Source organism: Campylobacter sp. P091 (genome assembly GCF_002138935.1).
GTDB classification, from domain to species: Bacteria; Campylobacterota; Campylobacteria; order Campylobacterales; family Campylobacteraceae; genus Campylobacter; species Campylobacter devanensis.
Window position 1 is genome coordinate 67,150 of the sequence record NZ_MJKZ01000002.1, and the last position, 14,904, is coordinate 82,053.

The 14,904-nt window shown below is 34.1% G+C and carries 15 protein-coding genes; 14 read left to right on the plus strand and 1 reads right to left on the minus strand.

Annotated elements, in window-relative coordinates; genetic code table 11:
- Positions 1 to 138: 138 nt before the first annotated feature.
- Genes CIGNP91_RS02290 through dnaK form a run of 3 tightly spaced genes read left to right on the plus strand, consistent with a single transcriptional unit; the run spans position 139 to position 3,348 of the window.
- Positions 139 to 927 carry an HrcA family transcriptional regulator gene (locus CIGNP91_RS02290; protein ID WP_086253262.1) on the plus strand — a complete coding sequence of 263 codons (789 nt, stop codon included), beginning with the start codon at positions 139 to 141 and terminating at the stop codon, positions 925 to 927.
- Between the two features lie 38 nt (positions 928 to 965).
- Complete coding sequence (locus CIGNP91_RS02295) at positions 966 to 1,454, plus strand: nucleotide exchange factor GrpE (RefSeq protein WP_439097976.1); 489 nt, start codon at positions 966 to 968, stop codon at positions 1,452 to 1,454.
- A gap of 22 nt (positions 1,455 to 1,476) precedes the next feature.
- Positions 1,477 to 3,348 (plus strand): molecular chaperone DnaK, encoded by a 1,872-nt coding sequence (gene dnaK, locus CIGNP91_RS02300; RefSeq protein ID WP_086253263.1) that lies wholly within the window; start codon positions 1,477 to 1,479, stop codon positions 3,346 to 3,348.
- A 16-nt stretch (positions 3,349 to 3,364) separates the two neighbouring features.
- Here dnaK and hemW read toward each other — a convergent pair whose 3' ends face one another.
- Positions 3,365 to 4,399 carry a radical SAM family heme chaperone HemW gene (gene hemW / locus CIGNP91_RS02305; RefSeq protein WP_086253264.1) on the minus strand — a complete coding sequence of 345 codons (1,035 nt, stop codon included), beginning with the start codon at positions 4,397 to 4,399 and terminating at the stop codon, positions 3,365 to 3,367.
- Between the two features lie 114 nt (positions 4,400 to 4,513).
- Between hemW and CIGNP91_RS02310 the strand changes: the two genes are divergently transcribed.
- The 11 genes from CIGNP91_RS02310 to CIGNP91_RS02360 all read left to right on the plus strand — a co-directional run bounded on the left by CIGNP91_RS02310 (position 4,514) and on the right by CIGNP91_RS02360 (position 14,889).
- Positions 4,514 to 4,984: an RNA pyrophosphohydrolase gene (locus CIGNP91_RS02310; protein ID WP_086253265.1), complete on the plus strand. Its 471-nt coding sequence runs from the start codon at positions 4,514 to 4,516 to the stop codon at positions 4,982 to 4,984.
- Entirely contained in the window at positions 4,984 to 6,201 is a 1,218-nt protein-coding gene (locus CIGNP91_RS02315; protein ID WP_086253266.1) for an aspartate kinase, read from the plus strand. The genes CIGNP91_RS02310 and CIGNP91_RS02315 overlap by 1 nt, the downstream gene beginning before the upstream one ends.
- A complete protein-coding gene (locus CIGNP91_RS02320; RefSeq protein WP_086253267.1) occupies positions 6,201 to 6,740 on the plus strand; it encodes a HobA family DNA replication regulator in 540 nt (179 codons plus the stop codon). The genes CIGNP91_RS02315 and CIGNP91_RS02320 overlap by 1 nt, the downstream gene beginning before the upstream one ends.
- A complete protein-coding gene (locus CIGNP91_RS02325) occupies positions 6,737 to 7,360 on the plus strand; it encodes a DNA polymerase III subunit delta' (RefSeq protein WP_236848362.1) in 624 nt (207 codons plus the stop codon). The genes CIGNP91_RS02320 and CIGNP91_RS02325 overlap by 4 nt, the downstream gene beginning before the upstream one ends.
- The gene (folP, locus tag CIGNP91_RS02330) at positions 7,357 to 8,496 is read left to right on the plus strand and encodes a dihydropteroate synthase (RefSeq protein WP_086253268.1); all 1,140 of its coding nucleotides are present in this window, start codon (positions 7,357 to 7,359) and stop codon (positions 8,494 to 8,496) included. Before CIGNP91_RS02325 ends, folP begins: the two co-directional genes overlap by 4 nt.
- On the plus strand, positions 8,493 to 10,439 hold the full coding sequence (gene ligA, locus CIGNP91_RS02335; RefSeq protein ID WP_086253269.1) for an NAD-dependent DNA ligase LigA: 1,947 nt from the start codon (positions 8,493 to 8,495) through the stop codon (positions 10,437 to 10,439). Before folP ends, ligA begins: the two co-directional genes overlap by 4 nt.
- Positions 10,429 to 11,130 carry a 23S rRNA (cytidine-2'-O)-methyltransferase TlyA gene (gene tlyA / locus CIGNP91_RS02340; protein WP_086253270.1) on the plus strand — a complete coding sequence of 234 codons (702 nt, stop codon included), beginning with the start codon at positions 10,429 to 10,431 and terminating at the stop codon, positions 11,128 to 11,130. The genes ligA and tlyA overlap by 11 nt, the downstream gene beginning before the upstream one ends.
- Positions 11,099 to 11,992: a bifunctional riboflavin kinase/FAD synthetase gene (locus tag CIGNP91_RS02345; RefSeq protein WP_086253271.1), complete on the plus strand. Its 894-nt coding sequence runs from the start codon at positions 11,099 to 11,101 to the stop codon at positions 11,990 to 11,992. Before tlyA ends, CIGNP91_RS02345 begins: the two co-directional genes overlap by 32 nt.
- Positions 11,989 to 12,693, plus strand: a complete 705-nt coding sequence (cmoA, locus tag CIGNP91_RS02350; protein ID WP_086253272.1) for a carboxy-S-adenosyl-L-methionine synthase CmoA — start codon at positions 11,989 to 11,991, stop codon at positions 12,691 to 12,693. Before CIGNP91_RS02345 ends, cmoA begins: the two co-directional genes overlap by 4 nt.
- A 202-nt stretch (positions 12,694 to 12,895) precedes the next feature.
- Complete coding sequence (locus CIGNP91_RS02355) at positions 12,896 to 14,329, plus strand: catalase (RefSeq protein ID WP_086253273.1); 1,434 nt, start codon at positions 12,896 to 12,898, stop codon at positions 14,327 to 14,329.
- An 83-nt stretch (positions 14,330 to 14,412) separates the two neighbouring features.
- Entirely contained in the window at positions 14,413 to 14,889 is a 477-nt protein-coding gene (locus CIGNP91_RS02360) for an ankyrin repeat domain-containing protein (RefSeq protein WP_086228037.1), read from the plus strand.
- Positions 14,890 to 14,904 lie beyond the last annotated feature (15 nt).

Here is a 14,904-nt window from a genome sequence, read left to right on the forward strand (position 1 = left end):
TTTAATAAAATAAGCAATCAATCATATAAATTGCTAAATAAATTTACAAATTTTAATCTTTTTGCTTAAAATACTTGACAAAGATAGGCTCAATGTTGTATAATTATCTTAGCAATTAAATATAAAGAGTGCTAATAAATGAAACTAGATAAAAGAGATTTGATATTAGAATCTATCATTCATGCTTATCTTGAGGTTAATGAACCAATCGGCTCTAATGAGCTTGGCATGAGAATGAATGTAGCGATTCCAGCATCAACTATTAGAGTCTATTTTAAAAAGCTTAGCGACGAAGGAGCGATCACTCAACTTCATATTAGCGGTGGTCGCATACCAACAGCTAGTGCGATGGAGTTTTATTGGCAAAATAGGCTAAAATTTAGCTCTGTTTTATCTATTAATAATATAGATTTGCTAAATTTATTAGTTTATAAAAATGATATTTATTGCATGATTTTTAAAGATCAAAAGCTATTTTTACAAGATGTTTTAAATCTCAAAGATCGCTTTTTGGTGCTTGATTTTCTTACTGAGAGCATATCAATTAAATTTAGCTCAAAAGTTGAAAGATTTTTAAGTAACTTAATTGGCGTTAGCTTAGAAGAGCTTGAAGATATCTCTATACAAGTGGGATTGAGCGAGTTAAGAGCAAAGATTAAGGCTTTAAAAAGAGGCGAGATTTTATTTCAAGAAAATGAGAAAATTGCTTTTGAAATTTGTAAAGATGATAGCATAAAGGCGATTTTAGATCCATCATTTGGTGATAATTTTAATGGAAATTTAGCCTTTAGTCCGCTATTTTCTACTGGCTATATGGGGTTAAAAACTGATGTATTATATCAAGGTAAGCCCGCTGTAATGGTCTGTGCTAGTAGTGTGTATAGTGATTATGAAAAGTTTTTTAATATGTTAAAGGAGGCGGCGTGAGTCAAAACAAAAAAGAAAATTTAGATGAAAATCCAGCTTTGGATGAGCAAGATTGCCAAGAGTGCGAATCAGATGGGCAAGATTGTCAAGATGATTTAGCAGATGAGCTTAATAAAGTTAAAGAAGATTTGATAAGGGCTACGGCTGATTTTGAAAATATCAAAAAGCGTTTAGAGCGTGAAAAGGCTGAAGCTTTGAAATTTGCAAATGAGAGCTTTGCTAGAGATCTTTTGCCAGTTATTGATGCTTTGGAGATTGCTGCGAATTTACAAAGCGGAGATGATGAGATAACAAACAAGATAAAAGATGGGATAAATCTAACTATCGAGCAGTTTAAAAAGTGCTTTGAAAAGTATGGTATAAAAGAGATTGATACCAATGTTGAGTTTAATCCTGAATTTCATAACGCTATAAATTATATAGAGACAGACGAGGTAGAAAGTGGCAAGATAGCTACTGTTTATCAAAAAGGCTATCTATATAATGATAGAGTTTTAAGACCTTCAATGGTTGTAATAGCAAAATAAATTTTAATAAAAAGGATACAAAATGAGTAAAGTAATAGGAATTGACCTAGGAACAACAAATTCATGCGTAAGCATATATGAGAGAGGCGAAAGTAAAGTAATACCAAATAAAGAAGGAAAAAACACAACTCCTTCTGTGGTGGCTTTTACTGATAAGGGTGAAATTTTAGTTGGTGATACTGCTAAACGACAAGCCGTAACAAACCCTGAAAAAACCATATTTTCTATCAAAAGAATTATGGGTCTTATGATGAATGAGAAAAATGCTAGCGAAGCCAAAGCTCGCCTTCCATATCATATCGTAGATAGAAATGGTGCGTGTGCTGTTGAGATAGCTGGCAAAACATACACTCCACAAGAGATTTCGGCTAAAGTATTGATTAAGCTAAAAGAAGATGCTGAGGCGTTTTTGGGTGAGAGTGTTACTGATGCGGTTATAACTGTGCCTGCATATTTCAACGATAGTCAAAGAAAAGCTACAAAAGAAGCAGGAACGATAGCAGGATTAAATGTACTTAGAATCATAAATGAACCAACAGCAGCGGCTTTGGCTTATGGTTTAGATAAAAAAGAGGCCGAAAAAATCGTAGTTTATGACCTAGGTGGCGGAACTTTTGATGTAACTGTGCTAGAAACTGGCGATAATGTGGTTGAAGTTTTAGCTACTGGTGGTAATGCGTTCTTAGGTGGTGATGACTTTGATAATCGCTTAATTGACTTTTTGGTAAATGAATTTAAAAGTGAAAGTGGAATAGACCTTAAAAACGATGTTATGGCTCTTCAACGCTTAAAAGAAGCTGCTGAAAATGCCAAAAAAGAGCTAAGTAGCGCTATGGAAACAACTATAAATCTACCATTTATCACAGCTGATGCCACTGGACCAAAACACCTTACAAAGAGTATTAGTAGGGCTAAATTTGAAAGTATGATAGATGATTTGGTATCTCAAACAATATCAAAAATTAGCGAAGTTGTCAAAGATGCAGGTGTGAGCAAAAGTGATATAAAAGAAGTAGTTATGGTAGGTGGCTCAACTCGTGTGCCTTTGGTACAAGAAGAGGTTAAAAAAGCATTTGATAAAGAGCTAAATAAATCAGTAAATCCTGATGAAGTAGTGGCAATTGGCGCAGCTATACAAGGTGCGGTAATTAAAGGCGATGTAAAAGATGTGTTGCTATTAGATGTTACACCTCTTAGCCTTGGTATTGAGACTCTTGGTGGAGTTATGAGTAAATTGATAGAAAAAGGTACCACAATCCCAACTAAAAAATCTCAAACTTTCTCAACTGCTGAAGATAACCAAAGCGCCGTTACTATCAATGTTTTACAAGGTGAGCGTGAATTTAGCCGTGATAATAAAAGTCTTGGTAATTTCAATCTTGAAGGCATTATGCCAGCACCAAGAGGCGTGCCACAAATTGAAGTTACATTTGATATAGACGCAAATGGAATTCTCACAGTCTCTGCTAAAGATAAAGCTAGTGGAAAAGCTCAAAATATCACCATTTCAGGTTCAAGCGGTTTAAGCGAAGAAGAGATAAATAAAATGGTAAATGACGCTGAATTACACAAAGAAGAAGATAGAAAGAGAAAAGAGGCCGTTGAAGCTAGAAACGCAGCTGATAGTCTAGCTCACCAAACTCAAAAATCTCTTGATGAACTTGGTGAGAAAATTTCAAGCGAAGATAGAGCTAAGATTGAAGCAGCCTTAAATGATTTAAAAGAGACATTAAAAGATGAGAGCGCCACAAAAGAGCAGATCGATGCGAAGGTAAAAGCCCTAAGCGAAGCAAGCCATAAGCTAGCTGAGGCAATGTATCAAAATCAAACCGCTGGCGCTAACGCACAAGATAAGAAAAAAGATGATGATGTTATCGACGCAGAAGTAGAGTAAATTTATAAGCTGGCCTTTAAGGCTGGCTTAAATACAAAAATATCTCATCAGCTAATAAAAAATTTGGATTATAGATTCTCTTATTTTCTAATATCAATTTTTTCTCTTCAATTAATATTTTAGCTCTTTGTCTCATCTCTAAGCTTAAATCTAATAAATCAATCCCAACGCAACTCCTAAGCCCCAAAAAGACTCTTTCATCTCTTTTGTTTTCATCATTTAAAATTTCAATAGATTTTTTAAAGGGATTATCGATATAATTTTTAAGATTAGTAGCACCTTTGTATCTTTTAAATCCAGTTGTCCCCACAGCATACGCACCAAATCCATAGTAATCATCGCCACGCCAATAACTTAGATTGTGGTTACAAATTTGACCAAAATTTGATATTTCATACTGCTTAAATCCGATATTTTCAAGTGAATTTATAAGATATTTAGCTAAGATTGGGCTATCTTTTTGATATGATTTTTTAGAGCTAAACTCACTCTCAAGCATTAAGCTATAAGCTGAAATATGCGTAATTTCTAGCTCTTTTAGGGCTTGAATTTCACTAGATAGCAAGGCTTTTGTATCAAGCTTGGTGCCATACATTATATCTACATTTATATTTGTAAAACCAGCTATTTTAGCATCTTTTATGGCTTTAAAGACTCTTTTTGAGTCGTGAATTCTACCTAGAAATTTAAGCTTATTTTCATTAAAGCTTTGCGCTCCAAGGCTTAGGCGATTTACACCGAGTTTTCTCATATATTTTAGCCAATTTAAATTCGCTGAGTTTGGGTTTGCTTCGCTAGTGATTTCGCAATTGATATCTAAATTTGGCACTAAATACTCAAAAATCTCATCATATAATCCAGCTTCAACGCTACTAGGGGTGCCACCACCTATGAAAATTGTAGAGATTTTATCTTTGAATTTTATGCTTTTTATCTCTTTGGCTAGAGCTTTAAAATACTCTTTAGTTATATTAAATTTATCACTATGAGAGCCAAAAGCACAATATGGGCATTTTGATTCACAAAATGGAATATGGATATAAATATGCAACTTTTGTCCTAAAATTTATTCTAAATTTAACAAATAATTTATTAAATTTAGTTGATTTATTAAACTTTAAACGCTTTTAAGGTAGGATTTTACCAAATTTTTAGGAACAAAAAAATGGATAAAGGCAAGAGATATCGCCCAAATGTAGCGGCTATTATCTTATCTCCATCTTATCCTTTAGAGTGTAAGGTATTTATCGCCCAAAGGCACGATATTAGCGGTGCTTGGCAGTTTCCACAAGGTGGAATTGATGAGGGTGAATCACCTAAGGAGGCTCTTTTTAGAGAGCTTGAAGAGGAGATAGGAACAAATGAAATAGAAATTTTGTGTGAGCATCCTAAGTGGCTAGAGTATGATTTCCCTAAAAGCATAGCTAAAAAGATGGCTCCGTATGATGGACAGACTCAGAGATATTTTTTGGTTAGATTAAAGCCAAATGCAAAAATAGATCTAGCGACTAAACACCCTGAATTTGATGATTACTGCTTTATGCCTATAAATGATGTATTAAGCAAGGTTAATCACTTTAAAAAGGGTGCTTATGCTAAGGTGCTTAAATATTTTAAAGATGAAGGGTTTATATAATGCTAATTGTACAAAAATATGGCGGAACTAGTGTTGGAAATTTAGAAAGAATAGAAGAAGTAGCTAAGAGAGTAATCGCTACAAAAGATGCTGGAAATGATGTAGTAGTAGTGGTTTCAGCTATGAGCGGGGTAACTAATCAGTTAATAGAATATGCTGAGCATTTTGCTAAAATTCAGCCACAAAGTGCTGATATGGATATGCTACTTAGCTCTGGTGAGAGAGTTACAAGCTCACTTCTTTCAATAGCATTAAATTCAAAAGGTTATAAGGCTGTAGCATTTAGCGGTGATATGGCTGGGATTATCACTAATGATGATTTTACTAAAGCTAGGATTATCGATATAGATGGCAAAAAGATGAAAGAGGCGCTAAAAGAGGGCACAATAGTCGTAGTAGCTGGATTTCAAGGGGTCACAAAAGATGGAGATATAACAACTCTTGGGCGTGGCGGGAGCGATCTTAGTGCTGTGGCTGTGGCTGGAGCGTTGGACGCTGATTTGTGTGAAATTTATACCGATGTAGATGGGGTATATACCACAGACCCAAGAATCGAGCCTAAGGCTAGAAAACTTGATAAAATCAGCTATGATGAGATGCTAGAGCTAGCTAGTATGGGGGCGAAGGTATTACAAAATAGAAGTGTAGAATTAGCTAAAAAATTAAAGGTGAAATTGGTCACTAGAAGTAGTTTTAACAATAATGAAGGAACACTAATAACAGGAGAAGCGGATATGAATACATCAGGAATGGAACAAGCACTAATAAGCGGTATAGCACTAGATAAAAATCAAGCAAGAGTAACTATGAGAGGGGTTATAGATAAGCCAGGAGTTGCTGCTAGTATCTTTAAAAAATTAGCTGATAAAAATATAAATGTAGATATGATTATCCAAAATACAAGCCACGAAGATGGCACTACAAGTCTTGGCTTTACAGTGCCTCAAAATGAGATGGAAGCGGCTAGAAATGTTGTTGATGATGGTAGCGCAAAATCTATTGAGATAGATAGCGAAGTAGTCAAAGTAAGCGTAGTAGGCGTAGGTATGAAAAGTCATAGCGGTATAGCATCTATGGCGTTTTCTGTGTTGGCAAATGAGGGGATTAATATTCAGATGATCTCTACAAGTGAGATTAAAATTTCAATGATAGTAGCAGCAAAATATGGTGAATTAGCTGTTAGAGCACTTCATAAAGCTTATGAGTTAGAGAAGTAATGGATCTAATCAAATGGAGTTTGGACGCTATTAGGAGTTCAAGCAAGGAGCTAAGCTGGATGGAAGAGAGGCGTCTAGAGTGGGCGCCACTACTTGCATCTAGGCTTAGATATTTGATTGATGGAGCGCCGTTTATTGTAATATGCGATGAAGATAGAGAGTGGTTTGAGAGCTATTTTTTACGCAGTATTAATCGCAAAGGCTCTCATCGCCCCATATTGCCATTTATCTCGCTTAAATCTTTATATCCAAGATTAAATGATATAAATTCCAAAGAGGAGATAAGCTTGCTTGATGATATGCTTAGTATCGCATTTCCAAATGGATTTGTATATTTTTACATTGGTAAAAGTAGCTCAAAGCTATGCGCAATAGCCAAAAATCGCACCAGTAGCTATATGTGGTTATTTGACGAACAAGCAGAAAATAGCTTCTATCTTAGCTCTACAGATGAGAATTTGGATTTTAAGCTTTTATCTATGTTTAGGCTATTTGATCGCACTATTGATGCTGTGTTATTTGGTCAGGTTGAGCTTTGAGTATAGATAGTAAGATTATCATTAGTGATGATTTTGAGAGTATTAAATCTGAGTATGTCTCTATTTTAAAACCTGAATATTTAAAAATTTTTGAATATGAGAGTTTATTGATAGACGGAGTCAAAGAGATAATATCTCAAGCCTATATTGCAGAAAAAGAGCCAAAAGTTTTGCTAATTATGGCTAATAAATATGGCATTGAGTCACAAAATGCTCTACTTAAAATCCTTGAAGAGCCACCAAGAAATATAATCTTTGTCTTAGTCGCACCAGCTAAAAATATATTTTTAGCTACAATTCGCTCTAGATTAAGTATAGAAAATAGGGTTAAATTAACCAAAAGTGAGCCAACGGGGATAGACTTTACTAAGCTAAGCTTAAGTTATATCAATGAGTATGTATCTACTCAAACAGCACTTGAAAAGAGCGATAAATTAAGCAAAACTCAACTTCTAAATTTACTTAAATCCATAATAATAGACGCAGTCAAAAATGGGGTTAAATTTACCCATGAAGATTATATATACTTTAATAAATTATATAGAATTACAGATCTAAATTCCAAAGCTCAAACCACGCTTTTACCGCTACTTTTACTAATAATGCAAAGGATAAAATGAGAGCGTATAAATTAAATACAGATAGCGATTTTGACCAAATTTGCCACTTTATATCACCGCATAAAAGTGGGGCGAAAATTATGAGAAAAAAGGCAAATTTAAATTTCATTTTAATTAAAGATATAAAGGCTGTAGCTGTAAATATCTTAAAGCAAGATGCCCTTAGTATCGGTGCTGAATTGGTAAGTTCTCATAACGCAATTTTTGGTGGAGTAGAGTTAGAAAACGCACTTTTAATAGCAAATGATAAGCAAATTCAAATTCTAGCCAAAAAGGAGCTAGCTCAAGATTTTGGCCTAGATAAATTGGCTAAATTTCTATCAAATTCATTTACAAAACCATCAAAATGCGAGATTATGGCGGTTTTAAATTTCAATAATGATAGCTTCAATCCAGCAAGTAGAGTTGGCATTGATGATACGATTTTGCGCATTGAGAGTGTGATTGATTTGGGCGCCGATTATATAGATATCGGTATGGTAAGCTCACGGCCAGGGAGTGAATATATCGGTGCTAAGGCTGAATTTCAAAGAGTCAAGCCAGTTATAGATCTAATCTATGCTAATAAGCTTTATGAGAGGGTGGAGTTTAGCCTTGATAGCTTTGATCCATTGTGTTTGGAGTATGCCTTAGATCATGGATTTAGCTTTGTTAATGATATAACCGCAGATCCAAATTTGGCTTTTTTAGCCGGTAGATACAATGCCAAGTATTGTCTAATGCATAAAAATGGCGATCCTAAAACTATGCAAATCAATGTCAAAGATAGCGATATTTTAGAGCTTATAAGTGAGTTTTTCGCTCAAAAATTAGAAGAGATTAAAGAGTCTAAGGCTAAGCAAATTTATCTTGATATAGGTATAGGATTTGGCAAAACTGCTCGTGATAATATGGCTTTGATTAAGCATTTGGAGCATTTTTTGTCTTTTGGATATCCGCTTTTAGTGGGTGCTAGTAGAAAATCTATGATAGATTATTACAGCCCAAGTAGCGTAGATGAGCGCTTAGCTGGGAGTTTGTATCTACATCAAAAAGCGATAGAAAATGGAGCTAGTATCATTCGCACACACGACCCTAAAGAGCATATACAGATGTTAAAATTGCATAATGCATATAAGGATTTAGAGATAGTATGAATCAAAAAGAGTATTTAGAAGCAGTAAATAAGCTAAATGATTGGGCTAGAGCCTACTACACAGATGATACACCTATGGCAAGTGATGATGAGTATGATGCTTTGTATCATAAGGTGGCTGAGTTTGAGAGCCAAAATCCAAATTTAAAAGCGATATTTTCGCCTACTAATAGAGTTGGTGGCGAGATTTTAGAGCAGTTTGAGAAGCTAGCCCACAAAGCTAGAATGTGGTCGATGGAAGATATCTTTAGTGATGATGAGCTTTTGGCGTGGATAGAGCGCGGGGATAAACGCTCACAAAGATTTTTTGTAGAGCCTAAATTTGATGGGGCGAGCTTGAATTTAACCTATGAAAATGGAGTTTTAAAAAGCGCAGCCACAAGGGGTGATGGATCCATTGGTGAAGATGTTACTAGCAATGCTAGGGTTATTAGTTCTGTGCCTTTACAGATTCCATATAGCGGTCTTATTGAAATTAGAGGTGAAGTAGTTATAACTAAAAGTGATTTTGAAAAGATTAATGCTAATCGTGCTAAAGATGGCCAAAATTTACTAGCTAATCCTAGAAATGCAGCTGCTGGTAGCCTAAGACAATTAGACTCAAGTATAACAAAATCAAGAAAATTAAAATTTTACCCATGGGGCGTGGGTGCAAATGATCTTAAATTTGATACTCACAGTGATATGATGGATTTTGTTAGATCTTTAGGATTTTTAAGGGATGATTTTGTTAGGGTTTGTAATAGTATAGATGAGATTAGACAAGCTTATGATGAGCTTTTATCTTTCAGAGATGAAAAGCCTATAATGATGGATGGTATGGTAGTTCGTGTTAATAGCTTGGCAAAATGCGATGAATTAGGATTTACAGTAAAATTTCCTAAATTTATGGTAGCTTATAAATTTCCAGCTATTCAAAAATCAGCTAAGCTTATAGATGTAGCCTTGCAAGTTGGTAGAACAGGTGTAGTTACACCTGTTGGAGTTCTTGATGGGGTTGAGATTGATGGGGCTTTTGTTAGAAATGTTACATTGCATAACTTCGATGAGATTGAGCGTCTAGGTCTTATGAAGGGCGATATGGTTTGCGTGATTAGAAGTGGCGATGTAATACCTAAGATTACTGATGTATATAAGGCTAGAAGAGATGGCCAAGAAGTAGCGATAAGTCGTCCATGCAAATGCCCTGAGTGTGGAAGTGAGCTTTTAGATGAAGGGGCGTTTATTAAGTGTCAAAATTTAAGTTGCAAGGCTAGAGTTTTAAGCTCTATTATATATTTTGCTTCTAAGAAGTGTATGAATATAGATGGTCTTGGTGATGCAATTATAGAGCTTCTTTATAAAAATGGTAAAATCTCAAGTATAATTGATATATATAGATTAGATAGTTCTAGTTTTGATAAATTAGACGGTTTTAAGAGTAAAAAAATTGAAAATACTCTAAATGCTATAAAAGCAAGTCAAAGACCACCACTTCATAGATTTATAACTTCGCTTGGGATTGAACATATTGGTGAAGTAGCAGCTAAAAAGATAGCTACAGTTTATCCTAACAAATGGCTAGATCTTAGTATGGATGAGCTTTTAAATTTAGATGGTTTTGGCGAAGCGATGGCGCTTAGCTATTTGGAGTTTATGCGTGTTAATCATATCAAAGTAGTAGAGTTATTAGAGTATATAACTCCAATTATAGATGAAATAAACACTACTCAAAATATATTTAGCGGTAAAACAGTAGTAATAACTGGCACTCTTTCTCGCCCTAGAGATGAGATTAAGGCTGAATTAGAGAGCTTTGGAGCAAAGGTTAGCGGGTCAGTATCATCTAAAAGTGATTTTGTATTAAGTGGAGAGTCAAGCGGAAGTAAATATCAAAAGGCTCTATCTTTAGGTATTAAAATAATAGATGAGATAGAGTATGAAAGATTAAAAAATGAGAGCTGATCTAGCTGTATCAAAGGCTTTAAATATTAGTAGAAATCAAGCAGCTGGACTTATAGAAAATGGCGTAGTATTGGCTGATTCAAAAATTATCAAAAAAGCTAGCCAAGAGATTGATAAAGATCAAATCATAGAGATAAAATCTCAAATTTATGTTAGTAGAGCCGCACTTAAATTGGCTGGATTTTTAGACGAGATTAAGCTAAATTTAAAAGATAAAATTGCTTTAGATATTGGCTCAAGCACAGGAGGCTTTGTGCAAATTTTATTAGAAAATGGCATTAAGCAAGTTACAGCTCTTGATGTAGGAACTATGCAACTTAGTGCAAATTTAAGAGATGATAGCAGAGTAATAATTCAAGAAAATAGAGATATTAGAGATTTTGTAAGTGAGTTTAAATTTGATCTTATTACTGCTGATGTGAGCTTTATTTCGTTGTTAAATATTATTATGCATATTGATAGGCTTGCACTTGATGATATTATACTATTATTTAAGCCGCAGTTTGAGGTGGGAATAAATGCTAAACGCACCAAAAATGGTGTAGTAAAAGATGAAAAAGCTATAAATAAAGCGATGATAAATTTTGAGATCCAGTGTAATGCTTTAGGTTGGAAGTTAATCAAAAAAAGTGAATCAAAAATAAAAGGCAAGGAAGGCAATATTGAACTATTCTACTATTTCAAAAAGTAGTGTAAAATCTGTAGCTATTGGAAGTTTTGATGGTATTCACAAAGGACATAAAGAGTTAATTAAAAAGCTTGGCGATGGTGGCGCTTTGGTTGTAATATGCAATGGCAGAGCCTGTTTAACTCCAGGAGATAGACGCCAAGAGTATAGCGGTGTGCCGTGTTTTTACTATGATTTAGATGATATATCTGAGCTTAGGGGTGATGAGTTTATAGATATGCTTAAAAAAGATTTTGTGAATTTAAAAAAAATTGTAGTTGGATATGACTTTAAATTTGGCAAAGATAGAGCATGGGATAAGCACGATTTAAAGCATCTATTTGATGGTGAAGTGGTTGTGGTAGATGAGTTTTGCTTTGATGGGCTTGGAGTGCATAGTTCAGCTATAAAAAGATTTTTACGCGATGGTGATATATATAGGGCCAATAGGCTTTTGGGGCGTGAGTATAGTGTAGTTGGCAAGGTGATAGCTGGTCAAGGAATTGGCAAGAAATATCTATATCCAACTTTAAATTTAGATATAACCCCATATCTAGTGCCTAAAAATGGCGTCTATGCCACAAGAACAAAGATAGATGATATCACTTATAGCTCTATAACTTTTATCGGTAATAGACTTAGTACCGATGGAGAGTTTGCGATTGAAAATCATATTTTAGATAAAAATATCGATTATAGGCCAAATTTTGTCAGAGTTTGCTTTGTTGAGTGGATTAGGGATAATATGAAATTTGATAATTTAGAAGATCTAAAAAGGCAAATTTCAAAGGATATAATAATAGCTAAAAATGTTGCTAAAAGCTGTGATTTGAGCATAGATGAGATAAGCTTGCACTCAAGAAATTTAGAAGGGGTTTATAAGTGAGAGATGAGGTCTTTAAAAATGTAATAAGCAAGCAGTTTGAATTTGATGAAAGTGTAGCTAGTGTATTTGATGATATGGTATCTAGATCAGTGCCATTTTATAAACAGACTCAAGAGCTTATTGTTTTATTTTTATCTAAAAGATTAGAGCAGGGTGCTAAGGTTGTCGATCTTGGATGTTCTACTGCTACTACGCTTTTAGAACTTTATAGATTGCGTCCTGATCTTGAACTTGTAGGTTTAGATAGTAGTCCTGCTATGTTACAAAGAGCTACAAATAGGGCTAATGGATATGGTGCAAAGCTTAATCTTATACAAGCTGATATTTTAGAATATGATTATGGCAAGGCTGATGCAGTGCTTTTAAATTATACATTGCAGTTTATTAGACCTATTAAAAGAGATGATTTTGTAAAGAAAATTTTTGCTAGTTTGGAATATGATGGTTTATTTGTATTTAGTGAAAAGCTAGTATATGATGATAAAAAGCTAGATTTAGAGATGATTAATATATATCAAGAGTATAAAGAAGCTCAAGGTTACTCTAAATTTGAGATAGCTCAAAAGCGTCAAGCGTTAGAAAATGTTTTGATACCATATAGTGAAAATGAGAATAAAGAGCTATGTAAAAATGCTGGATTTAGCAGCGTAGAGACATTTTTTAAATGGGCAAATTTTGCTTCTTTCATAGCTTTTAAATAAATTATTAATTAAAATGGGTTAATATTTAATTTTAATATCAATTTTAATCATACTAGGATTGCACTAAAACCAATATTTATAAAATATCCCCAGCAAAAATAGTTTTATATTTTGTAAATAATAATTTTTATTATTTACAAAATATTTTAAAAAAAGCCATATAATTTTGCTACATATTAAATTTATTAAAAAGGAAAATCATATGGCAAAACAATTAAATACAGCTAGCGGAAATCCGATTAGCTCAAATCAGTTTAGTATCACAGCAGGTGCTAAGGGCCCAGTATTACTTCAAGATTATCAATTGATTGAAAAACTTGCTTTTCAAAATAGAGAGAGAATCCCAGAAAGAACAGTTCATGCTAAGGGTAGTGGTGCATATGGTGTTTTAGAGATTACTGAAGATATTAGTAGATATACTAAAGCAAATGTACTTCAAAAAGGTGAAAAAACTAAATTATTTTTACGCTTTAGCACGGTTGCTGGTGAGGCTGGTGCAGCAGATGCAGAAAGAGATGTTAGAGGATTTGCAATTAAATTTTATACTAAAGAGGGCAATTGGGACTTAGTAGGTAATAATACACCGACATTTTTTATCAAAGATGGTATGAAATTCCCAGATTTTATCCACTCGCAAAAAAGAGATCCAAGAACACACTTAAGATCGGCAAACGCTGCGTGGGATTTTTGGACGCTAAATCCTGAGACAATGCATCAAGTTATGATCTTAATGAGCGATAGAGGAATTCCAGCAAGTTATCGTCATATGCATGGATTTGGCTCTCATACTTATAGTCTTATAAATGATAAAGGTGAGAGATTTTGGGTTAAATTTCACTTCAAAACTCGCCAAGGTATCAAAAACCTAACAAACAAAGAAGCTGCTGAGCTTATCGGTAAATGCCGTGAGAGCCATCAAAGAGATCTATATGAAGCGATTAATAAAGGCGATTTTCCTAAATGGGATTTTAAAATTCAAATTATGAGTGAAGAACAGGCAAATAATGCTAAATTCAACCCATTTGACCTAACCAAAATTTGGCCACACGCTGATTATCCGCTAATACCAGTTGGTGTGATGACCTTAAATAAAAATCCTGAAAATTACTTTAACGAAGTAGAGCAAGCAGCATTTAGCCCAAGCAATATAGTGCCAGGTATCGGATATAGCCCAGATAGAATGCTACAAGCTAGAATTTTTAGCTATCCAGATGCTCAAAGATATAGAGTTGGTGTGCATTATCAACAACTTGAAGTTAATAAGCCAATAGTTGAAGTCAATAACTACTATGTAGGTGGAGCTATGAATAATGGTAGCTATGCACAAGAAAAATCAGCATATTATGAGCCAAATAGCTTTGGTGGGCCAGTAGAGAGTGCTAAATTTGCTGAGCCAGATTTGGCTATTGGTGATATAGCGCAAAGATTTAGCCATAGAGAGCATTATGCTGATTACTACACAGATGCAAGAGCTTTATATAAGATACTTCCGGCTGATGAAAAAGATAGATTATACTCTAATATCGCTGAGAGTATGGAAGGGGTCAAAGATGAGATAATCCAAAGAGCGATTAATCACTTCGAACAGATAGACCCAGAATACGCAAAAGGCGTTAAAGCGGCTTTGGCTAAATAATAAAACATCCCCCATATTTGGGGGAGATATTGTAAATTTAAGTATCATAAAAATGGAATTTAAATTTACAATAAGGATAGAAAATGATAACTCCAGAAGAAGAAAAACGCTATGAAGAGCTTTGCGGATATGCATTTAACTTTGCTAGAAATAATGAATTTGCTCAGCTAGAGTTAATGCTAAATGCAGGATTAAATGTAAATCTTAAAAATCATAAAGGCGATAGTTTGTTAATGCTAGCTAGTTATAATGGCTCATATGAGACAACTAAGATGCTTTTAGAGCGTGGTGCAAATGTTGATGAGAGAAACGATCGAGGTCAAACCCCGCTAGCTGGAGTATGCTTTAAAGGGAATCTTGAAATAGTTAAGCTACTTGTAGAAGCAGGAGCTAATATCGATGCAAATAATGGAATGGGGCTTACTCCATATAGTTTTGCTATTATGTTTAATAGAGCAGAAATTGCTAAGTATCTATTAAGTAAGAGTAAAAAAAGAGGTATATTTAAAATAATAAGTGCTAAAATACTTGGAATATTTAGTAAAAATAGTGCTGCTTAAGGAATAAAAATTGCT

Coding starts and splice junctions, on each gene's coding strand:
- CIGNP91_RS02320 (WP_086253267.1), top strand. CDS start 6,201: ATGGATCTAATCAAATGGAGTTTGGACGCTATTAGGAGTTCAAGCAAG.
- tlyA (WP_086253270.1), top strand. CDS start 10,429: ATGAGAGCTGATCTAGCTGTATCAAAGGCTTTAAATATTAGTAGAAAT.
- CIGNP91_RS02355 (WP_086253273.1), top strand. CDS start 12,896: ATGGCAAAACAATTAAATACAGCTAGCGGAAATCCGATTAGCTCAAAT.
- ligA (WP_086253269.1), top strand. CDS start 8,493: ATGAATCAAAAAGAGTATTTAGAAGCAGTAAATAAGCTAAATGATTGG.
- CIGNP91_RS02360 (WP_086228037.1), top strand. CDS start 14,413: ATGATAACTCCAGAAGAAGAAAAACGCTATGAAGAGCTTTGCGGATAT.
- CIGNP91_RS02290 (WP_086253262.1), top strand. CDS start 139: ATGAAACTAGATAAAAGAGATTTGATATTAGAATCTATCATTCATGCT.
- CIGNP91_RS02310 (WP_086253265.1), top strand. CDS start 4,514: ATGGATAAAGGCAAGAGATATCGCCCAAATGTAGCGGCTATTATCTTA.
- dnaK (WP_086253263.1), top strand. CDS start 1,477: ATGAGTAAAGTAATAGGAATTGACCTAGGAACAACAAATTCATGCGTA.
- CIGNP91_RS02315 (WP_086253266.1), top strand. CDS start 4,984: ATGCTAATTGTACAAAAATATGGCGGAACTAGTGTTGGAAATTTAGAA.
- folP (WP_086253268.1), top strand. CDS start 7,357: ATGAGAGCGTATAAATTAAATACAGATAGCGATTTTGACCAAATTTGC.